25 protein-coding genes are annotated in these 22932 nt (G+C 71.8%); 9 read left to right on the forward strand and 16 right to left on the reverse strand.

The window, feature by feature from the left end; translation table 11 throughout:
• The first annotated feature begins 191 nt into the window (after positions 1-191).
• On the forward strand, positions 192-449 hold the full coding sequence (locus ABZS58_RS22485) for a WhiB family transcriptional regulator (RefSeq protein WP_033358446.1): 258 nt from the start codon (positions 192-194) through the stop codon (positions 447-449).
• Positions 450-598: 149 nt separating this feature from the next.
• On the opposite strand, the gene ABZS58_RS22490 is transcribed toward ABZS58_RS22485, so the two are convergent.
• The 6 genes from ABZS58_RS22490 to ABZS58_RS22515 all read right to left on the reverse strand — a co-directional run bounded on the left by ABZS58_RS22490 (position 599) and on the right by ABZS58_RS22515 (position 6724).
• Positions 599-925, reverse strand: coding sequence for a zf-TFIIB domain-containing protein (locus ABZS58_RS22490; protein ID WP_354784379.1), 327 nt, complete (start codon positions 923-925; stop codon positions 599-601).
• A 65-nt stretch (positions 926-990) separates the two neighbouring features.
• Positions 991-1455, reverse strand: coding sequence for a zf-TFIIB domain-containing protein (locus tag ABZS58_RS22495; RefSeq protein ID WP_354784381.1), 465 nt, complete (start codon positions 1453-1455; stop codon positions 991-993).
• Positions 1456-1490: 35 nt separating this feature from the next.
• Positions 1491-2240: a CbiX/SirB N-terminal domain-containing protein gene (locus tag ABZS58_RS22500; RefSeq protein WP_354784383.1), complete on the reverse strand. Its 750-nt coding sequence runs from the start codon at positions 2238-2240 to the stop codon at positions 1491-1493.
• Positions 2237-2947, reverse strand: a complete 711-nt coding sequence (locus ABZS58_RS22505) for a phosphoadenylyl-sulfate reductase (RefSeq protein ID WP_354784385.1) — start codon at positions 2945-2947, stop codon at positions 2237-2239. Before ABZS58_RS22505 ends, ABZS58_RS22500 begins: the two co-directional genes overlap by 4 nt.
• Before the next feature lie 154 nt (positions 2948-3101).
• A complete protein-coding gene (locus ABZS58_RS22510) occupies positions 3102-4832 on the reverse strand; it encodes a nitrite/sulfite reductase (RefSeq protein ID WP_354784387.1) in 1731 nt (576 codons plus the stop codon).
• A gap of 389 nt (positions 4833-5221) precedes the next feature.
• The gene (locus ABZS58_RS22515) at positions 5222-6724 is read right to left on the reverse strand and encodes a histidine kinase N-terminal domain-containing protein (protein ID WP_354784389.1); all 1503 of its coding nucleotides are present in this window, start codon (positions 6722-6724) and stop codon (positions 5222-5224) included.
• A gap of 22 nt (positions 6725-6746) precedes the next feature.
• Between ABZS58_RS22515 and ABZS58_RS22520 the strand changes: the two genes are divergently transcribed.
• Entirely contained in the window at positions 6747-7193 is a 447-nt protein-coding gene (locus ABZS58_RS22520; protein WP_354784391.1) for a hypothetical protein, read from the forward strand.
• On the opposite strand, the gene ABZS58_RS22525 is transcribed toward ABZS58_RS22520, so the two are convergent.
• Together ABZS58_RS22525 and ABZS58_RS22530 are read right to left on the reverse strand one after the other, a co-directional pair.
• Complete coding sequence (locus ABZS58_RS22525; RefSeq protein WP_354784533.1) at positions 7168-8196, reverse strand: SIS domain-containing protein; 1029 nt, start codon at positions 8194-8196, stop codon at positions 7168-7170. The two genes, ABZS58_RS22520 and ABZS58_RS22525, sit on opposite strands and share 26 nt — an antisense overlap.
• A 129-nt stretch (positions 8197-8325) precedes the next feature.
• Positions 8326-9888 (reverse strand): MDR family MFS transporter, encoded by a 1563-nt coding sequence (locus ABZS58_RS22530; protein ID WP_354784393.1) that lies wholly within the window; start codon positions 9886-9888, stop codon positions 8326-8328.
• Positions 9889-9987: 99 nt separating this feature from the next.
• On the opposite strand from ABZS58_RS22530, the gene ABZS58_RS22535 reads away from it, so the two are divergent.
• The gene (locus ABZS58_RS22535) at positions 9988-10626 is read left to right on the forward strand and encodes a helix-turn-helix domain-containing protein (protein ID WP_354784395.1); all 639 of its coding nucleotides are present in this window, start codon (positions 9988-9990) and stop codon (positions 10624-10626) included.
• 78 nt (positions 10627-10704) lie between these two features.
• On the opposite strand, the gene ABZS58_RS22540 is transcribed toward ABZS58_RS22535, so the two are convergent.
• Entirely contained in the window at positions 10705-11217 is a 513-nt protein-coding gene (locus ABZS58_RS22540; protein ID WP_354784397.1) for a GNAT family N-acetyltransferase, read from the reverse strand.
• The gene (locus ABZS58_RS22545; protein ID WP_354784399.1) at positions 11214-11429 is read right to left on the reverse strand and encodes a biotin/lipoyl-binding carrier protein; all 216 of its coding nucleotides are present in this window, start codon (positions 11427-11429) and stop codon (positions 11214-11216) included. Before ABZS58_RS22545 ends, ABZS58_RS22540 begins: the two co-directional genes overlap by 4 nt.
• Before the next feature lie 109 nt (positions 11430-11538).
• On the opposite strand from ABZS58_RS22545, the gene ABZS58_RS22550 reads away from it, so the two are divergent.
• Together ABZS58_RS22550 and ABZS58_RS22555 are read left to right on the forward strand one after the other, a co-directional pair.
• Positions 11539-12582: an AAA family ATPase gene (locus ABZS58_RS22550; protein ID WP_354784535.1), complete on the forward strand. Its 1044-nt coding sequence runs from the start codon at positions 11539-11541 to the stop codon at positions 12580-12582.
• On the forward strand, positions 12579-14381 hold the full coding sequence (locus tag ABZS58_RS22555) for a hypothetical protein (protein WP_354784401.1): 1803 nt from the start codon (positions 12579-12581) through the stop codon (positions 14379-14381). The genes ABZS58_RS22550 and ABZS58_RS22555 overlap by 4 nt, the downstream gene beginning before the upstream one ends.
• A gap of 300 nt (positions 14382-14681) precedes the next feature.
• Here ABZS58_RS22555 and rsrA read toward each other — a convergent pair whose 3' ends face one another.
• The 5 genes from rsrA to ABZS58_RS22580 all read right to left on the reverse strand — a co-directional run bounded on the left by rsrA (position 14682) and on the right by ABZS58_RS22580 (position 18068).
• Positions 14682-14966 carry a mycothiol system anti-sigma-R factor gene (rsrA, locus tag ABZS58_RS22560; RefSeq protein ID WP_354784403.1) on the reverse strand — a complete coding sequence of 95 codons (285 nt, stop codon included), beginning with the start codon at positions 14964-14966 and terminating at the stop codon, positions 14682-14684.
• Positions 14967-14971: 5 nt separating this feature from the next.
• On the reverse strand, positions 14972-15787 hold the full coding sequence (locus ABZS58_RS22565) for a sigma-70 family RNA polymerase sigma factor (RefSeq protein WP_354784405.1): 816 nt from the start codon (positions 15785-15787) through the stop codon (positions 14972-14974).
• A gap of 198 nt (positions 15788-15985) precedes the next feature.
• Positions 15986-16543 carry an alpha/beta family hydrolase gene (locus ABZS58_RS22570; protein ID WP_354784407.1) on the reverse strand — a complete coding sequence of 186 codons (558 nt, stop codon included), beginning with the start codon at positions 16541-16543 and terminating at the stop codon, positions 15986-15988.
• Positions 16544-16743: 200 nt separating this feature from the next.
• Positions 16744-17175 carry a WhiB family transcriptional regulator gene (locus tag ABZS58_RS22575; protein ID WP_354784409.1) on the reverse strand — a complete coding sequence of 144 codons (432 nt, stop codon included), beginning with the start codon at positions 17173-17175 and terminating at the stop codon, positions 16744-16746.
• A gap of 167 nt (positions 17176-17342) precedes the next feature.
• Positions 17343-18068: an SOS response-associated peptidase gene (locus tag ABZS58_RS22580; RefSeq protein ID WP_354784537.1), complete on the reverse strand. Its 726-nt coding sequence runs from the start codon at positions 18066-18068 to the stop codon at positions 17343-17345.
• Positions 18069-18147: 79 nt separating this feature from the next.
• Here ABZS58_RS22580 and aroA point away from each other — a divergent pair, with 79 nt between their 5' ends.
• Together aroA and rsgA are read left to right on the forward strand one after the other, a co-directional pair.
• A complete protein-coding gene (gene aroA / locus ABZS58_RS22585; RefSeq protein WP_354784411.1) occupies positions 18148-19458 on the forward strand; it encodes a 3-phosphoshikimate 1-carboxyvinyltransferase in 1311 nt (436 codons plus the stop codon).
• Positions 19410-20498 carry a ribosome small subunit-dependent GTPase A gene (gene rsgA / locus ABZS58_RS22590; RefSeq protein WP_354784413.1) on the forward strand — a complete coding sequence of 363 codons (1089 nt, stop codon included), beginning with the start codon at positions 19410-19412 and terminating at the stop codon, positions 20496-20498. The genes aroA and rsgA overlap by 49 nt, the downstream gene beginning before the upstream one ends.
• A 9-nt stretch (positions 20499-20507) precedes the next feature.
• Here the strand turns inward: rsgA and ABZS58_RS22595 are convergent, their stop codons facing one another.
• Positions 20508-21062: a DUF2087 domain-containing protein gene (locus tag ABZS58_RS22595; RefSeq protein ID WP_354784415.1), complete on the reverse strand. Its 555-nt coding sequence runs from the start codon at positions 21060-21062 to the stop codon at positions 20508-20510.
• Between the two features lie 52 nt (positions 21063-21114).
• Between ABZS58_RS22595 and hisN the strand changes: the two genes are divergently transcribed.
• Positions 21115-21933 (forward strand): histidinol-phosphatase, encoded by an 819-nt coding sequence (gene hisN, locus ABZS58_RS22600; protein ID WP_354784417.1) that lies wholly within the window; start codon positions 21115-21117, stop codon positions 21931-21933.
• 82 nt (positions 21934-22015) lie between these two features.
• Positions 22016-22924 carry a hypothetical protein gene (locus ABZS58_RS22605; protein ID WP_354784539.1) on the forward strand — a complete coding sequence of 303 codons (909 nt, stop codon included), beginning with the start codon at positions 22016-22018 and terminating at the stop codon, positions 22922-22924.
• Positions 22925-22932 lie beyond the last annotated feature (8 nt).

Here is a 22932-nt window from a genome sequence, read left to right on the forward strand (position 1 = left end):
CTTGGATTTTCTTGGTTTGGACCCCTTGACATCGCGGTAGTTCGTGAAAGCATTCACAAGCGAAACGAACACTGAGCGTTGCCCGCAGGCGCGTTACGGATCTTCAGGCTCCGCCTAGCCGAGACGTACGCGAGATGCACATAGGGAATCATTAACAACGATCCGCGAAAACAACAAGGAGTGTTGCCGCCATGTCGGACTGGCGCCACCATGCCCTCTGCCGCGACGAGGACCCGGAACTGTTCTTCCCCATTGGGACTTCGGGCCCGGCATTGCTGCAGGTCGAGCAGGCGAAGGCAGTCTGCCAGCGCTGCTCCGTGACCAGTGACTGCCTGCAATGGGCACTCGACTCGGGTCAGGACGCAGGTGTCTGGGGCGGAATGAGCGAAGACGAGCGTCGCTTGATGAAGCGTCGCGGCGGCCTCCGGGTCCGCGCTCACTCCGCATAGCCTTCCCGTAAGCGCACCAAATACATCGCAGCTCCGCCCCGAGGCGCACCGAAGCCGAAAGCGCGCCGAAGAGCAGAGCGGCGATGAAGACGAAAACGCCCCGGCCTATGCGCCGGGGCGTTTCACGTGCGGGCCGCAACAAATGGGGACTACCCACGATAGTGGGGGTCGTTCGGGCCGGGCGGCGGGAAGTTCGGCCCGTCGTAGTAGGGGGCACCGTATGGCGGCTGGCCGTAGCCGGGCGGCGGATAGCCGGGCTGCCCATAGCCGCCGTATCCGGGCTGACCGTAGCCGGGTGGCGGGTAACCGGGCGGATACTGCTGTCCGCGCATGGCGCCGCCCTCGATGTCGATCAGCCGCTCCAGCTCACCCCGGTCCAGGAACGTCCCCCGGCACTCGAGGCACTGTTCGATGGTGACGCCGCTGCGCTCGTACTGCTGCATCGTGCCGCGGCACTTCGGGCATGTCATCTGCATACCCCCAAGGTAGCCCTCGGCCACCAAGCGCGAGATCAGCCGTTCTCCCGGCCCGCGGGTGCGGCTCAGTCGAACAGTTCCTCGAAGAAGCTTTCGCGGTGGTGCTTCTTCCGCTTCTTGTGGTGACCGTAGTGGCCGTGCGCCCGCGGATAATGCGGCTGACCGTGCTGCGGCTGGCCGTACGCAGGCTGACCGTAGGCCGGCTGACCGTATCCGGGCTGGCCGTGGACCGGCTGGCCGTAGCCCGGCTGGCCGTGCGCTGGCTGGCCGTAGGGCTGCTGGCCGTAGGCGGGCTGCTGCGGATACGCCTGCGGGGCGCCGGGCGGCGGGAACCCAGGGGCGGCGGGCGGGACACCGGGGGCACCGGGCTGCTGCTGACGCCCGCGCCAGGCGTTCTCCGCGTCGGTGATCTTCTCCAGCTCACCGCGGTCGAGGAAGATCCCCCGGCACTCCAGGCACTGGTCGATGGTGACACCGCTGCGCTCGTACTGCCGCATCTCGCCGCGGCACTTCGGGCATGTCATCTGCATACGTCCAAGGTAGCCGCCCGCCACCATGGGAGCGCTCAGGCGGCGAGGTGCACGGTCTCCGGCGACACCCGGCCGATCCTGGCGACGACGAGCCGGGCCAGGTCGAGCGCGCGGCCGAGCGGCGGCGCGGCCGGCTCCAGCGCGCCGGCGGACACCGCGGAGGCGATCGCGCTCTCGTGCAGCTTGCCGGTGGCCAGGAAGTACGAGGAGATCGCGATCCGCGTGCAGCCCTGCGCCCGCAGCGCGGACACCGCAACCGCTCCGGTGACCGGTGACCCGGAGGCGAAGGCGGCCCGGCACGGCAGCCCGATCGCCCGCCCGAGCTCGGCGGCGGTCAGGTCGACGGTGTGCCTGGCCAGGTCGTCTCTCGTGCCGGCGGCGACCATGACGACCCCGTCGGCCCCGTCGGCACCGAGCGACGGCAGCCGGCGGCGCAACGCGGCGACGAGCAGCGGTGGGACGGCACCGCCCACCGGCCCGAGGACGTCGGTGACCCGCACCCGCATGGCCAGGCCGTTCGCGTAGGCCCGGTCGATGACGCCCGGCAGGTCGACCCGGCCGTGGAACGCGGAGGTGAGCAGCAGCGGCACCACCACCGCCGACCGGTGACCGAGCCGCTGCATGTCGATCAGCACCCCGTCAGGACGCGGACCGGCGTGGTCCAGGAACGACGTCCGGACGTCCAGCCCGGGGCGCTGGGCCGCGACCGCGCGGGCGAGGGCTCTCGTCGAGGCCGCCGCCCGCGGGTCGGAGGACCCGTGCGCCACCAGTAAAACCGCGGTCATCCGGCGTGCAGACCGCATTCGGTCTTGTCGAACATCGGCCAGCGGCCACCGCGCGGGTCGCCGCCCGGAGGGGTCCGCCGGGTGCACGGCCAGCAGCCGACGGAGGCGTAGCCCTGCCGCATGAGCGCGTTGACCGGCACGTTGTAGCGGGAGATGTACGCGTCGACGTCCGCCTGCGACCACTGCGCGAGGGGCGACACCTTGAACTTGCCGCGGGCCTGCTCGAAGCTGACGATCGGCGTGTTGGCGCGGCTCGGCGACTCGTCGCGGCGCAGGCCGGCGGCCCACGCGTCGTAGTCGTCCAGGGCCCGCTCCAGCGGCTCGATCTTCCGCAGGAAGCAGCATTCGTCGGGGTCGCGGGCGTACAGGCGGGGGCCGGACTCGGCGTCCTGCTCCGCGACGGTCTGCCGCGGACGGATCGAGCGGACCGTCACCGGCAGCGTGCGCTGGACGACCTCACGGACCCGCAGCGTCTCGGCGAAGTGCAGGCCGGTGTCGAGGAAGATGACCGGCACGCCCGGCACCACCTTCGACACGACGTGGGCGAGGACGGCGTCGGCGAACGAGCTGGTCACACAGAACCGGTCGCCGAACTCGCCGGCGGCCCATTCCACGATCTTGTCGGCGGTCTGCCCTTCGAGGCGCGCGGACGCCTCCTTGGCAAACGCAATGGACTCTTCCCTCGTACGTGCAACGGCTGTGCTCATCGCTTCGCCTCCAACATGTGTGCCGCAAGCCCCAGGAATTTCAGTGAGAAGACCCGCGCGCAACTGCGGCACTCCCATGCGCCGTGCGTGTCCTCGTGTGGCCGTAGGTCCTCGTCCCCGCAGTACGGGCAATAGAGCGGCGCCATGCGTTCGCTCATCGCAACTGCTCCTCGGGGGCCCGCATCACCCAGCGGGCGAAGGACTCGCCGGACTCACGCTCGGCGAGGTAGTGGTTGGCGACCCGCTCGACGTATGCGGGCAGGTCCGCGGCGGTGGTCTTCAGGCCGCGCAGCTTCCGGCCGAAGCCGGCGTTCTGCCCGGCCGCCATGCCGAGGCCTCCGCCGAGGTGGATCTGGAAGCCCTCGACCATGTCGCCGGTCGTGTCGTCCTTCACGAGCATGCCCTTGAGGCCGATGTCGGCGACCTGGGTGCGGGCGCAGGCGTTCGGACAGCCGTTGAGGTGGATGGAGATGTCGGCGTCGAGCTCGGCGACCTTCGCCTCCAGGTGCTCGATGAGCTCGGCGGCACGGGCCTTGGTCTCGACGATCGCGAGCTTGCAGAACTCGATCCCGGTGCAGGCCATCGTGCTGCGCCGCCAGGTCGACGGGCGCGCCTCCAGCCCTGCCTCGCGCAGGCCCAGGACGACCGCCTCGGTGTCGGCCTCGGCGATGTCCAGGACGATGAGCTTCTGGTACGGGGTGAGCCGCACCCGGTCGCTGCCGTGCCGCTCGGCCAGGTCGGCGACCTCCGCCAGCTGGCTGCCGGAGCTGCGGCCCGCGATGGGCGCCGCGCCGACGAAGAACTTGCCGTCCCACTGCTTGTGCACGCCGATGTGGTCGATCGGCTTCTCCGGCAGGTCCGGGGACGGGCCGTCGATCAGCGGGCGCTTGAGGTATTCGGCCTCCAGGACCTCGCGGAACTTCGCCACGCCCCAGTCCGCGACCAGGAACTTCAGCCGGGCGCGGCTGCGCAGCCGGCGGTAGCCGTAGTCGCGGAAGATCTGGATGACGCCGTGCCACACGTCGACGACCTCGTGCAGCGGCACCCACACGCCGAGGCGCTGGGCGAGCATCGGGTTGGTCGACAGGCCGCCGCCGACCCACAGGTCGAAGCCGGGGCCGTGCTCGGGGTGGATGACCCCGACGAAGGAGATGTCGTTCGCCTCGTACGGCGTGTCGGGCAGCCACGAGATCGACGACTTGAACTTGCGCGGCAGGTTGGACAGCGTCGGGTCGCCGACGAACTTCGCGGTGATCTCGGTGATCGCCTCGGTCGGGTCGAGCACCTCGCTCTCCGCGACGCCGGCGATCGGGCTGCCGAGCACGACGCGCGGGGTGTCGCCGCAGGCCTCGGTGGTCGACAGGCCGACGGCCTCGAGCTCCTGCCAGATCCGCGGGACGTCCTCGACGCGGATCCAGTGCAGCTGGATGTTCTGCCGGTCGGTGATGTCGGCGGTGTCGCGGGCGAAGCGGGTGGCGATCGACGCGATGGTGCGCAGCTGGGCGAGGCTGAGCTGGCCGCCGTCGCTGCGGATGCGCAGCATGAAGTACTTGTCGTCGAGCTCCTCGGGTTCGAGGATCGCCGTGCGGCCGCCGTCGATGCCGGGCTTGCGCTGCGTGTACAGGCCGAACCAGCGGAACCGTCCGCGCAGGTCGGCGGGGTCGATCGAGTCGAAGCCGCCGTGCGCGTAGATGTTCTCGATGCGGGCCCGGACGTTGAGCGGGTTGTCGTCCTTCTTGCTGCGCTCGTTGGGGTTGAGCGGCTCACGGTGACCGAGCGCCCACTGCCCCTCGCCGCGAGGGCGCCCACCGGCTCCGGCCCGTCCGCGAGCGGCGGGGCGGGGAGCGGGTGCGGCGTTTTCTGCCGGGACGGTGTTCACCGTCATGTCGGCGTCCTCTCAGGGTTGAGAGCACGCGAGCCTGCGCCGGCCTATCGCGGAAGATGCGCGATGGATGACGTCGATGTCATAGGAAATCCGGCGCGAAGTCGCGCGCCCGGGAAAATATCAACGGGCGGCGTTCAGCAAGCCGGACACATGGCGCTGCGCACGCGACCGTAGTCGACGTGTCGGCGGCTGACGAGCCGCAGAGAAGCAGCGTGCATAGGGTGCAGTCTTCCACGCCGACCGGTCCTTACGCCACGTCGGCGTGAGGGTTGTCTCAAACCCACGTAACCGGGAAGCAACAAAAATACGACTCAGCCGATAGGAAAAGCAGCCCGGAAACACCTGAACCGCGACGTGCTCGAACAACGAGTCCCACAGTGCGGTAGGTTTCAGCGTTTTGCCAGCGGGACGACCATCACGGCCTCGGTGCCGCCGCCGGCGCGGGTGCGCAGCTCGATGGTGCCGCGCAGCTCCCCCGTGGCGAGGGTGCGCACGATCTGCAGCCCGAGCCGCTCGCTGCTGTCCAGGTCGAACCCCTCGGGCAGGCCCCGGCCGTTGTCGGCGACGGTGACGTGCAGCTGCTTGCGGAAGCGGTGCACCGACACGACGACCTCGGGCTCGACGCCCTCCGGGCGGGGCTCGAAGGCGTGCTCGACGGCGTTCTGCAGCAGCTCGTTGAGCACCATGACCAGCGGCGTGGCGATCTCTGCCGGCAACACCCCGAAGTCGCCGTCGCGGCGCAGCGCCACCAGGAAGTCGGCGGCGCCGACCTCGACGGCCGCGGCGGCGACCCGGTCCACGATGCCGTCGAACTCGACCGCCTCGTCCGCGCTGTCCGACGCCGACATCGACAGGGTCTCGTGCACCAGCGCGATGGAGGCGACGCGGCGGACCGACTCCTCCAACGCGTGCCGGGCGGCCGGCACACCCACCCGTCGCGCCTGCAGCCGCAGCAGCGCGGCGACGGTCTGCAGGTTGTTCTTGACCCGGTGGTGGATCTCCCGGATCGTCGCGTCCTTGGTCATCAGCTGCCGGTCGCGGCGGCGGACCTCGGTGATGTCGCGGACCAGGACCAGCGCGCCGATCGGCACCCCGGCGGGCATCAGCGGCAGGGCGCGCATGAGCACGGTCGCGCCCCGCGCCTCCAGCTCCTTGCGGGCGGGTGCGTCGCCGCGCAGCGCGGAGTGGACCCGGTCGGTCGCGTCCTTGCCCTCCAGCGGGTCGTCGACGAGCCGGCCGGTGATCTCCGCGAGGCTCTCCCCGACCAGGTGCGCGGCGAGCCCGAGCCGCCGGTAGGCCGACTGCGCGTTCGGGCTGGCGTAGGTGACCTTGCCGGACGCGTCGAGCCGGACCAGGCCGTCGCCGATGCGCGGGGCGCTGGTGGTCTCCCCCGGGTGCCGCGGCGGCGGGAACGTGCCGTCGGCGATCATCTGCGCCAGGTCGTCGGCGGTGGTCAGGTAGTTGAGCTCCAGCTGCGCCGGGGTCCTCGCGGTGCTGAGGTTGGTGTCGCGGCCGACGACGGCGATGACCTGCGCCTCGTCGCGCCGGCGGACGGGGATGGCCTCGTGGCGGGCGGGCATGTCGCCGTACCAGACGGGGTCGCCCTCGCGCCAGATCCGCCCCTGCGACCGGACGATCGCCAGGTGCGCGACCTCGGGACCACCGGACACCCGCCCGACCTGGTCGTCCTGATAGGCGGTCGGGGCGGTGGTGGGCCGCACCTGCGCGACGCACAGGAACTCGCCGCGGTCCGCGATCGGCACCCACATGAGCAGGTCGGCGAAGGACAGGTCGGACACGATCTGCCAGTCGCCGGCGAGGCGGTGCAGGTGCTCGATGTCCTCGGGCGCGAGGGAGGTGTGCTCCTCGACGAGGTCACGCAGGGTCGACACCACTACAGACTATGGTGGGCCGGTGCGCCGTCTGCTGCCTGCCCTCGCCCTCGTGCTCACGCTCGGCGGTTGCGGATGGGTGGGCCGCGCGGACGAGACCAGCAAGCCCGACGGCTTCCTGCTGCACGGCTATGTGAGCGTGGCGGGCGCGGCGACCGGCGTCCCGGGCACGCCGTGCCTGGCCCCCTTCGCCGCGGCGCAGGACATCGTCTCGGGCGCCACGGTGAAGGTGGCCGATCAGGACGGCAAGGTGGTCGCCGTGACCACGTTGGCGGCGGGTGTACTGGCGGCGGCGGGCGGGGCGTACCGCTGCAACTTCTCCTTCGAGCTGCTGAACCTGTCCGGGAGCCGGCCGACCTACCAGATCCTGGTCGGCGACCGGCCCCCGGTGTCGTTCGAGACGCGGGCCCTGCGCGAGGGGCGGCCCGCCGTCGTCGACGTCGCTACAGCGTCGACGTCACCTTCTTGAGGCCGCGCGGGGCGTCCGGGTTCTCGCCGCGGTGCAGGGCGAGGGACAGCGCGAGCCGCTGCAGCGGCAGGATGTCCAGCAGCGGCGCGTAACGCTCGTCGACCGCCGGGGTCGGCACCCAGCCCGCGGCGCCGTCGACCGCGGACGGCCCGAAGACGACCACGTCGGCGCGGCGCTCGCCGAGCCGGCCGACCACGTCGCGCATCGACGCGCCGGCGGGGCCGCCGCCGACGACCGCCAGGACCGGCACGTCCGGGTCGGCCATGGCCAGGGGGCCGTGCAGCAGGTCGGCGCCGGAGAACGCGAGACCCGCCACGTAGGAGGTCTCCATGAGCTTGAGCGCCGTCTCCCGGGCGGTCGGATACGCGTAGCCCCGGCCGGTGGTGACGATCCGGTCCGCGAAGCGGTAGCGGGCGGCGAGGTCGGCGGCCGTGCTGTCGGCCAGGACCCGCTCCGCGTGACCGGGCAGCTCGCGCAGCGCGGCGAGCTCTTCGGCGGGCAGCGCGCCGCCGCCCTTGATGCTCTCCACCAGCATGAGCAGCGCGAGCAGCTCGGCGGTGTAGGTCTTGGTGGCCGCGACCGCGACCTCGTGCCCGGCGACGACGTCGACGTGCAGCTCGGCGACCTCGGCCAGCGGCGACGCGGCGTTGTTGGTGACGGCGAGGGTGTGCGCGCCCTGCTCGCCGGCGACCCGCAGCACCTCGCGCAGGTCGGGTGAACCGCCGCTCTGGCTGACCCCGACGACGAGCGTGTCGCGCAGGTCGGGGCGGGCGCCGTAGAGCGTCATCGCCGACGGCGACGCCAGGCCGACGGGGATGCCGAGGCGGATCTCGGTGAGATACGCCGCGTAGAGGGCGGCGTGGTCCGACGTGCCCCGCGCCGTGAAGATCACGTTGCGCGGCTGCCACCGCGCGATCTGCTCGGCGACGGCGGCGATGGCGCCCGCCTGCTCGTCGACGAGCCTTGCGAACACCGCCGGCTGCTCGGCGATGTCCGCCTGCATTCCGGCACCGGGCTGCTCCGTCACGGTTGTCTCCTCTGATCGTCTGGTGCGCGTTACTGCTCAAAGCTTGCCAGCTTCGCGCACCAGACGCCAGTTTCTCCTGCTTATTCGCGCATTGCGTGCGCGAAACTACCCCTCCTGCGCAACCAGCGTGCTCTCCGGCTGCGCGTCCGGGTCTTTGGACGCCCCGTCCGGCTTCTCGGGACCGCCGCGCAGTGCGATCTCGCGGACGAACAGCGCGAGCACCGGCACGAGGACCGTCGCCGCGACCGCCCACAGGAACACGCTCGAGGTGGCGCCGGCGATCGAGTCGATGACCGCGGTGCGCACCTCGGCGGGCAGCCGGCCGAGCGTGGCCGGGCCGATCGTGGCGCCGCCGCCACCGCCGCCGGACAGTTGCTCCGCCGCCTGCGGGCCGACCTTGCCCGCCAGCAGGTCGTGCAGCTTGTGGTTGAAGATCGCGCCGAACGCCGAGACGCCGAACGCACCACCGATCGAGCGGGCGAACGTCGCGGTGCTGCTCGCCACGCCGAGGTCCTTGAGCTCGACGCTGTTCTGCGCGATGAGCATCGAGGTCTGCATCAGGAAGCCCATACCCAGGCCGAGGACGGCCATGTAGATCCCCGACTCGAGCTTCGAGGTGTCCGAGTCCAGGCGCGACAGCAGCACCATCGCGACGACCATGACGAGACCGCCGATGATCGGATACGCCCGGTACTTCCCGGTCTTGGTGATCAGCCGGCCGGAGACCAGTGAGGTGACCAGCAGGCCGCCCATCATCGGCAGCAGGAGCAGGCCGGAGTTGGTGGCCGAGGCGCCCTGGACGATCTGCTGGTAGAGCGGCAGGAAGGTGATGGCGCCGAACATCGCGAAGCCGACCAGGAAGCCGACGCCGGAGATCAGGCTGAAGTTGCGGTTGCGGAAGATGCCCAGCGGCAGGATCGGCTCCGGGTGCCGGCGCTCGACGATCGCGAACGTCGCGAGCGTGACCACGGCGAGCGCGGCGAGCCCGAAGATCTGCGCGGAGCCCCACGCGTACTGGTTGCCGCCCCACGTGGTGATCAGCACCAGCGACGTCACGCCGACCGAGAGCAGCGCGGCGCCGACCCAGTCGATGCGGTGCTCGGTGCGCCGCTTCGGCAGGTCGAGCCGCAGCGCGAGCAGCGCGAGGGCCGCGCCGCCGAGCGGGAGGTTGACGAAGAACGCCCAGCGCCAGTCGGCGTGGTCGGTGATGAACCCGCCGACGAGCGGCCCGCCGACCATCGCGACGGCCATGACCGCGGCCATCTGGCCCTGATACCTGCCGCGCTCGCGGGGCGGCACGAGGTCGCCGAGGACGGCCATCGCGCCGACCATGAGCCCGCCGGCGCCGAGGCCCTGGAAGGCCCGGAAGCCGATGAGCTGCACCATGTCCTGCGCGAACCCGCACAGGGCCGAGCCGAGCAGGAACATCACGATCGAGGTCAGGAAGACGGTCTTGCGTCCGTAGAGGTCGCCGAGCTTGCCCCAGATCGGGGTCGAGACGGTGGCACCGAGGACATACGCGGTGACGACCCAGGACAGATGGTCGACGCCGCCGAGGTCGCCGACGATGCGGGGCATCGCCGTGCCGACGATGACGTTGTCGAGCATCGCCAGGAGCATCGCCATGAGCAGCCCTGGGAGAACCACGCGAATGCGCTTGTCGGACATCGCGGCACACCTTACTTGTCGGCCGGCTAGTTAACTTACTAGCCGCACGGTAAGCTGGCTACCAGCCGCTCGTCAAGCCGGTTCAGTAGGATGGTCCCGATGGAGCAGAACCAGACCGCCGCCCGTGTGGTGCGGGGCCGGAACCGGATCCGCACCGCGGACGCGGGCTCCGACGACGTGCGCTCGCACATCCAGCGTGTCGCCCTGGAGCTGTTCATCGAAGAGGGCTACGACAAGACCTCGCTGCGGGAGATCGCGGAGAAACTCGGCGTCACCAAGGCCGCGCTCTACTACCACTTCCCGACCAAGGACGACATCGTCAACAGCCTCATCGAGCACCGCATCGCCGCCGTCGACGCGCTGATGGAGTGGGCGGAGGCGCAGCCGCGCGACGAGCCGACCCGCATGGAGTTCGTGCGCCGCTATTCGGTGCTGCACGACGTCGCCAAGCACGAGCACGTGATCCGGTTCTTCGAGCGCAACCAGACGCTCATCAACACCCTGCCCGCCGGCAAGCTCATGAAGGGGCAGATGGAGCGGGTCTTCGCCTTCATCATGGACCCCTCGGAGTCCACCGTTCAGCAGATGCGCCGCGCGATGGCGATCTTCACGATCCACGCGGGGCATTTCGTGCTCCGCGGCCGCGACGACCTCACCCCGCAGGAGCGCCGCGACGCGACACTGGTGGTCGCCGAGGACCTGATGCGCCAGGCGGCGGCCGCCGCTGCCTCCGAATGACGACCGCCGGCTTCGACTGACGGCCGGGCTTCGCTTGACGGCCGGCTTCGACTGACGGCCGGCGGCGGCCCCGGGCGGTCAGGTCGCGGCGGCCGGCAGTTTCAGGCGCAGGCCGAGCAGCCGGACGCCCTCGACCGGCGACCAGTCCAGGGCGGGCTCACGCACGAAGCCGAAGCTGTCGTAGAGCGCGAACGCGGCGGCGTTGCGGTCCCGTGTGGAGATCACCAGAGACCCGCAGCCGAGCACGGCCGCCCGCTCGACGCAGGCGCGCACCAGCGCCCGGGCCACCCCGCGCCGCTGCGCGGCGGGGTCGACGGCGAGCATGCGGAACTCGGCCTCATCCGGCTTCGAAAGCTCCGCATAGCTGGTGCCCGGCAGCACGAACGCGACCGCGCCCAGCAACACCCCGCTGTCCTCGGCGACCAGGACCTCGCTGTGCTCGGCGCGGGTCCGCACGTCGGCGAGCCGCGCGCCGTAGCCGTGGTCCTCCTCGAGCTGACCGTCGGCGCGATACGCCTCGACGGTCAGCCGCGCGACCTCCGCGTAGTCGTCCGGCACCGCTCGCCGGACCGCCGGCACCTCGTGCGTCACCCGATCACGGCGATGAGGTCGCCTTCCTGCACCACGTCGCCCTCATTGACGGCGATCTGGCTGACCGTGCCGTCCGACTCGGCGATGACGGGGATCTCCATCTTCATCGACTCGAGAATCACCAGGGTGTCCCCCTCGCTGACCTCGGCACCGACCTCAGTGGTGATCTTCCATACGTTCGCCACCATCTCGGCACGGACTTCGTCGGACATCCCGGTCTCCTTTGACATCGGATCTGCGACCGCAGCATATCCGCGCGAAACCAGGTCGCGCTCAGTGCCGGGGCGAACGCATCATGGCGGCGTGGAATCGGCGATCACGGTGACCCCGGCGGGCCTGCCCGGCGTGCTGCTGCACGTCGCGGTGGTGCGGCCCGTCTTCGTGTGGGGGCAGCCGGGCATCGGCAAGAGCTCGCTGGTCAAGGAGTTCGCGGCGGCGCTCGGGCTGGACTGCGTCACGCTCATCGGCACGCAGCTCGCGCCCGAGGACCTCATCGGGGTGCCGGAGCTGCGGGACGGGCGGAGCCGTTTCGCGCCGCCGGAGTCGATCGCCCGCGACGAGCCCTACTGCCTGTTCCTCGACGAGCTCAACTCCGCCTCGCCCGAGGTGCAGAAGGCGTTCTACTCGCTCATCCTCGACCGGCGCATCGGCGCGTACGAGCTGCCCGCCGGGTCGATCGTGATCGGCGCGGGCAACCGGGCCTCCGACAACGCGCTCGCCCGCCCGATGGCGTCGGCGCTGCTCAACCGGCTCATCCACGTACACCTGCGGGCCAGCGCCGACGACTGGCTGGGGTGGGCCGTGGGCGCCGGTCTGCATGCCTGGGTGATCGAATACCTCACGGCCCGGCCCGACCACCTCTGGTCGAAGCCACCGAAGACCGAGGAGCCGTTCTCCACCCCGCGCTCCTGGCACATGCTGTCCGACGCGCTGCTGTCCTTCGGCGGCGACCTCGACGAGGACGTCCTGCGGGTCCTCACCGCCGGCACGTTGACGCCCTCGCACGCGTCGGCGTTCTGTGCGTACGTCAAGACCGTCCGCCACCGCTACGGCCTGGACGCCATCGTCCGCGGCGACGCGCCGTGGCCCCGCGACCCGACCGACCGTGACCTGCTGTACTTCTTCGCCGAGGCGTTCCGGGCCCGGCTGGTCAAGGACCTGCCGGCCAGCCGCGAGCACGCCTCGCCGTCGGTGCGCCGCTTCTCGGTCCGGGCGAAGGGGCTGCTGGTCGAGCTCGCCGAGATCTCCCTCGAGTGCGCGCAGCTCGTCGTCGCCACCGACGAGAACGGCATGCCCGCGATGCCGGCGTGGTTCCTGGTCGAGGTGACCCGCGACCTGCCGCGCCTGGTCGCCGCACGCACATGAGACCGGACAGGAAGGTCGACCGGCGCCTCGAAGTGGCCCGGCACGCCTGGTCGGCGGTCTCGGACAACTCGATGTTCCAGGCGCTCTCGAGGGACCCGACCGGCGCCGACCCTCGCGTGCTGCGCATGCGGTGGGCGGAGGACCCGCAGCTGATCCGCGACCGCGGCCACGCCCGGGTCCACGCCGACGGCACCGTGGTCGTCAACAAGCACTCGCCGCTGGAGCCGGACGAGTGGATCTGGGTGTTCGCGCACTGCGCCCTGCACCTCGGCTTCGGCCACCTCGACGGTGACGCCTTCGCGGACGCCGACCTCGCCGTCGCCCGCTGCGTCGTGGTGGCCCGCTTCCAGGAGGCGCTGCGGCTCGGCCGCCCGCCGGTCCTGCTGCCCGAGCTGCCGACCGCGCCCGAGGAGCAGCTCGCCGACCGCTGGCGGATCTCCGGCGTGCCGGACGGCATGCCCGGCTGCTCCACGGGCGGCGCCGGCGCCGACACCGAGCTGACCCCGTTCGCGCCGATGCCGCCGGCCGTGGCGACCGTCATGTCGTGGCCGGACCGCTTCGCCCTGGGACTCGGCCAGGCCGCGGCCGCCGCCGTCGACGAGGCCGGCGCGCTCCGGTCCCCTGCCGCCGGCAAGGTCGACGGGGCGTGGGAGACCGCGCGGCGCTGGTTCGTGTCGTCGTACCCGCTGCTGGCCGGCCTCGCCGCCGGGTTCACCATCGTCAGCGACGCCGCCGTGGCCCGCGACCTGTCGATCAGCGTCGCGGCCGTCGACCCGTCCGCGGCCGAGATCTACGTCAACCCGTTCGCGCCGCTCACCGACGCCGAGCGCCGCTTCGTCATCGCGCACGAGATGCTGCACGCCGCCCTGCGCCACGGCGACCGGGTCGCACACCGCGACCCGTACCTCTGGAATGTCGCCACCGACTACGTCATCAACGGCTGGCTCGTCGAGATGGCCGTCGGCGACCTGCCCGAGGGCGCCCTGCACGACCCGAGGTTCTCCGGTTCCGGCGCCGAGGAGGTGTACGACCTGATCGCCACCGACCTGCGCCGGCTGCGGCGGCTCGGCACCCTGCGCGGCCGCGGCCTCGGCGACATCCTCGGCGACGGCCGCGGCGCACACCGGGGCACCGACCTCGACGAGTACTACCGGCGGGCCCTCGCCACCGGCCTGGCCTACCACGAGTCCAACGGCCGCGGCCGGCTGCCGGCCGGCCTGGTCCAGGAGATCCAGGCCCTGGACCACCCGCCGCTGCCCTGGGACGCGCAGCTCGCCCGCTGGTTCGAGGAGCACGTCCGCGGGCCTGCCCCGCGCCGCTCCTACGCCCGCGCGTCCCGCCGGCAGAGCGTCACCCCGGACATCCCCCGGCCCGGGTGGCTCCGGCCGCCGGAGGAGGAGGTCGCGCGCGTCACGTTCGGCGTCGTGCTGGACACCTCCGGCTCGATGGACCACACCCTGCTCGGCAAGGCCCTCGGCGCGATCGCCTCCTACGCCACCGCCCGCGACGTGCCCGCCGCGCGGGTCGTGTTCTGCGACGCGGCCGCCTACGACGCCGGCTACCTCCCCGTCGCCGAGATCGCCGGCAGGGTCAGGGTGAAGGGCCGCGGCGGCACCGTGCTCCAGCCGGGCGTCCGGCTCCTGGAACGCGCCCCGGACTTCCCCGCCGACGCCCCGATCCTCGTCATCACCGACGGCTACTGCGACCCGGTCCGCGTCCGCCGCGAGCACGCGTTCCTGATCCCGGCCACCGCCCGCCTCCCCTTCACCCCACGCGCCCCCGTCTTCCGCCTCCGCTGACAGTGACCCGTGATCCGGAAGACCTCGCGCACCAACAGCCGCACGAACTCTTCCGGATCACGGTGTGGCAAGCAGCACAGCACCGCCGCGCAGGCCAGGGTCAGCTGGGGGGCGGAACAAACGCCGTGATCCGGAAGACCTTGTGCGGTCAGAGGTGCACAAGATCTCCCGGACGGGGCCGCCCCCGGATGCCACGCGCAAGCGTCCGAAGCTGCCGCGCGCAGCGCAGGCAGTGCGAGCAGAGCGAGCATTGGGGGTACGGGGTGAGAATCCCCCGGGCTCCACCGCTTGCGGTGGGGCTTATTCAGTGCGCAGCTCTCGGGCCTCGGCGTTGACGACGAGCTCGGACAGCTTGGACCGCAGGCGGCTCTTGAGCTCGGCGGGGGCCAGCTCGGAGCCGCAGCAGCGGGCGACGAGGGCCTTCACCTCCTGCTCGATGCCGAACTCGCGCAGGCAGGGCGAGCACTCGTCGAGGTGGTCGCGGATCAGTGACCGGCGGTCGTCGGTGCACTCCAGGTCGAGGTAGATATACACCTCGGCGAGGACCTCGCCGCAGTCAGTCTCGTGCGGGTCTCCACAGCTCATCGATCTCAGACCTCGCTCGGCTCAGCGGACGGGGTGCGGGTGAAGCCCCGGTCGGCAGCATAGGTCTCGAGCGAGCGCCGCAGGTTGCGGCGGCCGCGGTGCAGACGGGACATCACAGTGCCGATGGGCGTGTTCATGATGTCGGCGATCTCCTTGTAGGAGAAGCCCTCGACGTCGGCGAGGTAGACCGCGAGCCGGAACTCCTCCGGCAGCGACTGCAGCGCCTCCTTGACGTCGGAGTCGGGCAGCCGGTCCAGCGCCTCGGTCTCGGCGGAGCGCAGACCGCTGGACGTGTGCGACTCGGCCTCGGCGAGCTGCCAGTCGGTGATCTCCTCGGTCGGCGCCTGGACGGGCTGGCGCTGCCTGCGGCGATAGGAGTTGATGTAGGTGTTGGTCAGGATGCGGTAGAGCCAGGCCTTGAGATTGGTGCCCGTCTCGAACTGGTGGAACGCCGCATACGCCTTGAGGAACGTCTCCTGGACGAGGTCCTCCGCGTCGGCGGGGTTGCGCGTCATGCGCAGGGCCGCCGCATACAGCTGATCGATGAAGGGCAACGCGTCGTGCTCGAACCGGATGCGCTGCTGCACCGCGCTCTCGCTGCTGACCACTCGTGCGACTCCAACCCTCGACCGTCCTGACGAGGATACGCCGAGTTGCTGAGCGACTTCTGAGTTTGTGGCGCCCGTCAACCGCTCGCGGGCGATGGGCTGCCAGGACGGATCGGGCTCCGCGTCGGTCGCCGCCGGCCACGACGGGCTGAACAGCAACTCGCGGATGCGCTGATCCTCGCGCTCAAGGATGGCCACGAGATTTCCCTCCACAGGCGACGCCTCTGCAGCGTCGCACGGACTGTGTAACGCCCGCACCCGCCCGGCAATTCCTACCCGCCTGTCCCGGCGGCCGGCCATTGCATTCGGGACCGGCCGGCCGCCGGGAACAGGAAGGGCCTGGGAGTTCGCGGAAACGACATCGGTCCGCGGTGTGGAGAGTGTGTCCGATTTGCACCGGTCACATCCTGTTCAACGAGGGACGCCGGGAGCGGTGACGAACGCCACGGCAAGTCGCGCGAGCACGGCCGGCGCCTTGGACAGGGCGTGGGTCTCGCCGGGCAGCACCTCGACGTGGACGGACGGTCCCGCCGGCGGGACACCGAAGGCGTCGCGGTCGCCGTTGAGCACCAGCGTCGGCACGCCGGTGAGCAGTTCATCCGCGCGGGTGACCTCGGGGCGGCCCGGCGGGTGGAGCGGGAAGGCGAGCGCCACGATCCTGTCGGCACCGGCCTCGACCGCGGTGCGGCAGGCGACCCTGGCGCCGCTGGACCGGCCGCCGACGACGAGGGTGTCGACCGCCACCCGGCGGCGCAGCTCCGCCAGGACGGCGAGCCAGGCGGCGTCGAGCTGCCTGGCGGGTGCGGGCGGGCGGCGGGCGCCGGCGACCCGGTAGGGCTGGGTCACCATCGCGACCCCGGCGCCGGCTTCGAGCACGGCGGCGCGGACCGCGACCAGGTCCACGGCGTCGACGTCGCCGCCGGCACCGTGGCCCAGCACGAGCAGTGTCCCCGTGTATCCGGCGGGCACGTCGAGCGAGAAGCGCGCGACCCCGTGCGGGGTCTCGACCTCCTGCCCGGCGAGCGACCGCCGGGCCCGCGAGCGGCTCTGCGGACGGCGCCGCGGACCACTCTGCGGACCGGCAGAAGGGCGAGCCGGCCGGCCGGATCGGGACCCGGCCGGCAAGCTCGACAGGTCGTCGGCTGAAGAGCCCGGCGGAACGCCGCCGGTCAGCCGCTGGCGGCTCCCACCGGGTCCCGCCGCTGGATCGGCACCAGCGGCAGGCACGCCACCGGGCCCACCCGATGCTCGGGTCCCTGTGCCGCGCCCGTCAGGGCGGGTTGTGGAGCGTCGCTGCGCCATGCGACGAGCATCGCACGCCGCTCACGCGGTGTGGTCGCTCCCCACACCCCGTGGCAGTCGCCGACCTCCAGCGCCCAGGCGAGACACGCGCCCTGGACGTCGCAGGTGCGGCACAACGCGACGGCAGCGTCGGCGGGCTCGCTCGGGGCCGGAAAGAACGTCTCCGGATCTACGGTTTGGCACGCGCCGCGTGTCCGCCAGGCATCATCGCCCTGTTGTTCGCGAACCGCGCGCAAAAGGCGCGGATCGCGTTTGGCGGCAGCGACCTCATGCGGGCGTGGCATCCTCGCCCGGGTCATACACCCACCTCCCCCGTGGGTCAAACGAACACAAGGCAGGAAAACGTCGGGATGCCCCCATCCGACATTGACCTACCGGCGCTGTGTTCTATCGCACAAACACCTGCAAATACAAGAGTTTTCACGCGGATCGGCAAAACTTGCCGGGGAGAAAGTGGACGTACGGCCTAAAAGAGGGTCAGATCGATCGACTCCACATCGCCCGGCCGCAGCGCCGGCGCCGGCACGCGGTCCAGCAAATCACGGCCGTCGTTACGTACGTCACCCACCCGCGCGCCGACCGGGCGGAGCTCCAGCCGTCCGACGTGCTCGGACGGCGTCGGCGCGAGCAGCCGCTCATCGACCGGGGCCGCCAGCCACTCGTCCCACCGCGACTCGGGCAGCAGCAGCGGCATACGGTCGTGAATGAGCGTCAGATCGTCGACGGCAGGGGCGGTGATGATGCTGCACGTGAGCACCCGGCCGTCGCCCTGACCCCAGACCGTCCAGATTCCGGCGAATACGCACGGCTCGTCGTCACCGAGCGTCATGAAATACGCCTGCTTGCCCGAACCGGCGCCGTCGCCGCGTTTCCATTCGAACCAGCCGTCGGCCGGGACAAGACAGCGGCGCTTGGCGAACGACTGTGCGAATGCCTTGGATTCCGCGACCGTCTCGGACCGCGCGTTGATCATCTTGGCGCCGACCTTCAGATCGGCCGCCCACGACGGGACGAGGCCCCAGCGGGCGGCGGTCAGGACCCGGCCGCCGGCGGACTGCGAGACGCGCACGACGGGCACCTGGTCCGTGGGCGCGACGTTGTAGTCGGGCTCGAGCCCGTCGGTCTCGTCGGCGGCCTCGAACAGCGCGCTCAGGTCAACGTTGCTGCGGGATGTCGCATACCGACCACACATATCCGTTACGGTACCGATCACGGCCAGGAAGACATCCCCAGCGGTCGCTACGCACGGAGACGGGCCGCACACTGAACGCGTGCCGAACCTGACCGCCCCCGCACATCTGCCGTGGACCGCGCCGACCGCCTCCGGGCCGGTCACCGCCACCGTCCGGCTCCCAGGCTCGAAGTCGATGACGGCCAGGGCCCTGGTCCTCGGCGCGCTGTCCCTCGGCGCCAGCACCCTGCGCGGCCCGCTCCGCGCCCGCGACACCGAGCTGATGGCCGCGGGACTGCGCGCCATGGGCAGCCACGTGTCCACCGCCGACGACAACCTGTGGCTGGTGCGCCCCAGACCGCTCGGCGGGCCCGCCCGGATCGACGTCGGCGCGGCGGGCACGGTGCTGCGCTTCCTGCCCCCGGTCGCCGGGCTCGCCGACGGGCGGGTCACGTTCGACGGCGACCAGCGCGCGCGGACCCGCCCGATGGCGCCGCTGATCGGCGCGCTGCGCAGCCTCGGCGCCCGGGTCGACTTCACCGCCGGGCTGCCGCTGACGGTGCACGGCATCGGGCGGGTCACCGGCGGCTCGGTCACCATCGACGCGTCCGCCTCCAGCCAGCTGCTGTCGGGGCTGCTGCTCGCCTCGCCCGAGTTCGACCGCGGCCTCTCGGTGCGGCACGCCGGGCCGCCGGTCCCCCGCGCGCCCCACCTGCGGATGACGGTCCAGATGCTGCGCGCCGCCGGCGCCGGGATCGACGACAGCCGGCCCGACGTCTGGGTCGTCGAGCCCGGCCGGCTGCACGGCCGCGCCTGGGACATCGAACCGGACCTGCTGGGCGCCGCGCCGTTCCTCGCCGCGGCGATCGTCACCGGCGGCACCGTGACCGTCGCGGGCCGGCCGCGCTCGGGCATCCAGGCCGGCGCGCGCCTGCTGGAGCTGCTGCGCGACATGGGCGGCTCGCCCGCGGTCACCCGGCACGGGCTCGTCGTGCGCGGCACCGGCACGGTCCACGGCGTCACCGCGGACCTGACCGACGTCTCGGAGCTGGCCCCGGTGCTCGCCGCCCTCGCCGCCGTCGCGGACTCCCCCTCCCACCTCTATGGCATGGCACACCTGGGCGGGCACGAGACCGACCGGGTCGCCGCGCTGGTCGAGGGGCTGACGAGCCTCGGCGCCGACGTGACCCAGGACCACGACGGCCTGCGGATCCGGCCCCGCCCGCTGCACGGCGGCACGTTCGCCACCCATGACGACCACCGCCTCGCGCACGCCGCCGCCGTCATCGGGCTCGCCGTCGACGGGGTCCGGCTCGACGACGTGACATGCACCGCGAAGACAATGCCGGAGTTTCCCCGGCTATGGTCAACGATGGTGCATGGTCCGGGCTCGGTTGGAGGGCAAGGCTGACGCGTAAGCGCGAGTACGACGAGGATGACGTCCGGGTCCGCCCGAGCCGGTCCTCGCGACCCCGCACGCGCACCCGCCCCAAGCACAGCGACGCCGTCGAGGGCTTCGTCGTGGCGGTCGACCGCGGCCGGTACACCTGCCACGTCGCGGAAACGGATGCCGTGGTGACGGCCATGCGGGCCCGGGAGCTCGGCCGCCGCGGGGTCGTCGTCGGCGACAACGTCCAGATCGTGGGCGACGTCACCGGGCGCCCCGACACCCTCGCCCGCATCGTCCGCATCGACGACCGCAGCTCGATGCTGATGCGCACGGCCGACGACGAGGAGGGCACCACCGAGGGCCGCTTCGAGCGGGTCGTGGTCGCCAACGCCGAGCAGCTGGTGATCGTCAACTCGCTGCACGACCCGCCGCCGCGGACCGGCTTCATCGACCGGTGCCTGGTGGCGGCGTACGACGCCGAGATCGAGCCGCTGCTGTGCCTCACCAAGGGCGACCTGGCGGGGCCGGAGGCGGTCCTCGACTACTACTCCGAGCTCGACCTGCCGTATGTGCTGTGCCGGCCGGACGCGCCCCTCGACGAGCTCGTCGAGGCGCTCAGCGGCAAGCTGTCGGTGATGATCGGCCATTCCGGGGTCGGCAAGTCGTCCCTGGTCAACCGGCTTGTCCCCGGCACCGACCGGGCGGTCGGCGTGGTCAGCGCCGTGGGCAAGGGCCGGCACACGTCGACCAGCGCGGTGGCGCTGCGCCTGCCCGGGGATCTGGGCTGGATCATCGACACCCCGGGCATCCGGTCGTTCGGCCTGGCGCACGTGTCGGCGGACAGCGTCCTGCACGGGTTCCCGGACCTCGTCGAGGCGTCGACCAGATGCGCGCCCAACTGCGACCACACCGGCGCGGGCGGCGAGTGCGGCCTGGACATGCTGGTCGCCGAGGGCGGCGCGGACCCCAGGCGCCTCGCGTCGTTCCGCCGCCTCCTGGCCTCCAAGGAAGGCACCCACGACCCCCAGGACGCCGGCAACGAGGATCTCCCGCTGCCCTGAGCCGGACCGCTACAGGACGACCGGGCCGCCGCTGCGCCAGTACGTGCCGTCGGCGCGCGACAGCAGGTCGCTGTCCACCAGATACCGGCGCAGTGCGGCATAGTCGTCGAACCAGGCCCGCAGCACGGCGTTGACCTCGCGCTCCGGATAGCGGATGCCCGGCTCGAACGACGAGGCGATGTGCTCCAGCACCACCATGCGCTTGCCGTGCGCGGCCGGCATCTGGGTCAGCCTGCCGTCCACGACGAACGTGCGCAGGATCTGGTCGCGCTGCCGGTCGGGATCCATCGGCTCGACCGTCGCCGGGGTCGCGGCGTGCGCGCGGACGGAGTCCTTGAAGACCTCGACATCGGCGTGCGGGGCGCCGTCGACGACACCGAGCAGCCCGCCCTGCTGGAGGCGGCCGACGGCGGCGGCGACGGCGCGGGCCGGCAGACCGGTCGCGGCCTCGATCGCGGTGAGGCCCTGCGCACCGAGCACCACGGCGGCATAGACGCGGAGCCGGTCCTCTTCGGCGAGCAGGCCGCAGAGCGCGGCAGGCGAGTGGGCGGGTGAGGAGGTCACAAACGGCGACAGTACTGCCAGAAGATGGCGATCGTCGGCTAAGTTTCCGCGCATGGCGCGCTACGCGGACGACCTGGCCCTTGCTCACATGCTTGCCGACACCGCGGATGCGATCTCCGTCCCGCGCTTCCGCGCCCAGGATCTGCACGTGTCGACGAAGCCGGACCTGACGCCGGTGACGGAGGCGGACACGGCGGTGGAGAAGGCGCTGCGCGCCACCCTGCAGCGGGCCAGGCCGCGCGACGGCGTGCTGGGCGAGGAGTACGGCGCGACCGAGGCGGCCGCCGGCCCCGGGACCCGCCAGTGGGTCATCGACCCGATCGACGGCACCAAGAACTACGTCCGCGGGGTGCCGATCTGGGCGACGCTGATCGCGCTGATGGAGGGCGCCCAGCCGGTGGTCGGCCTGGTGTCGGCGCCGGCCCTGGGGCGGCGCTGGTGGGGCGCGCTAGGTCACGGTGCGTATGCGGGACGCCACACGGCCGCGGCGACGCCGATCAGGGTCAGCGGCGTCGACCGGCTCGCCGACGCGAGCTTCTGCTACTCGTCGCTGCGCGGCTGGGAGGAGGCGGGGCGGCTCAACGCCGTCCTCGACCTGACCCGCCGGACCTGGCGCCAGCGGGCCTACGGCGACTTCTACGGCTACATGCTGCTCGCCGAGGGCGCGGTCGACATCATGGTCGAGCCGGAACTGTCGCTGTGGGACCTGGCGGCCCTGGTGCCGATCGTCACCGAGGCCGGCGGCACGTTCACCGACCTGCAGGGCGAGCCCGGGCCCGGCGGTGGGAGCGCCGTCGCTACGAACGGTCACCTTCACGAGGACGTTCTCACCCGTTTGGGAAGCCCCAGATTGTCCGGTTTGTCAGGCTAAACCGAAAGGTCCGCATGCCGCCGCTCCGAACCGGGTCTATCCTCTCCGGGTGGCATCATGGAGTTGGTTCTTCCTCGGCGCGATGATCGCTGCCTACGGGGTGGCCAACCTGCTGCAGTCCGTCGCCGCAGCACGCACCGATCTGCACCACGGGTTCCACCCGATGCTGCTGCTGCGGCTGGGACGCCACAAGTCGTATCTGATCGGGGTCGCCTGCCAGTTCGGCGGCTTCGCCCTGGCCTTCTTCGCCCGCCGCGACCTCCCGCTGTTCCTGGTGCAGTCGGCGATGGCCGCGGGGCTCGGCGTCACCGCCCTGCTCGGCGTGCTCATCCTCAAGTGGAAGCTGCCCAGGACCGAGCTCGCGCTGCTGGTCATGCTGGCGTTCGGCATCGCCGCGCTGGTGCTGGCCGCGAAGCCCGCCCCGTCGCGGCAGCTCGGCACGGCCGGCGTGATCGGGCTCATCGTCGCGCTCGGGGCGCTCGCCGTCGCCGGCTTCTTCGCGGTGCGACTCCACGGAGCCCCCGGATCTGTGGCCCTCGGCGCGCTGTCCGGCGTGGCCTTCGGCGCGGCGGCGGTCGCGTCGCGGCCCCTCGCCTCCGCCGACAATCTCGGGCAGTTCTTCACCGACCCGCTGTCCTATCTGCTGATCGCCCACTCGCTCGTCGGCCAGCTGCTGCTCGGCCTGGCGATGCAGCGCGGCTCGACCACCGCCGCGGTCGCCGCCATGGACGCGGCCGGCGCGGTGCCCGCCGCCGTGGTGGGCCTGCTGTTCCTCGGCGACGGCGTCTGGCCCGGCCGGGAGTGGCTGGTGGCGGCCGGCTTCGTGGTCACCCTCGGCAGCGTCATCGGGCTGAGCTTCTACGCCGAGCCGCAGCACCACCACCAGATCACCCGCGAGACGAAGACCCTCGTGCTCAATGGTTCGCGTGGAAGTGCCAGGCGAGCCGCTGCCCGCTCAGTTGTGCCGCATACACCGCCGGCTCGTCGATGACGCCGGTG

Source organism: Dactylosporangium sp. NPDC005555 (assembly GCF_040605635.1).
In the GTDB taxonomy this organism is placed as follows: domain Bacteria; phylum Actinomycetota; class Actinomycetes; order Mycobacteriales; family Micromonosporaceae; genus Dactylosporangium.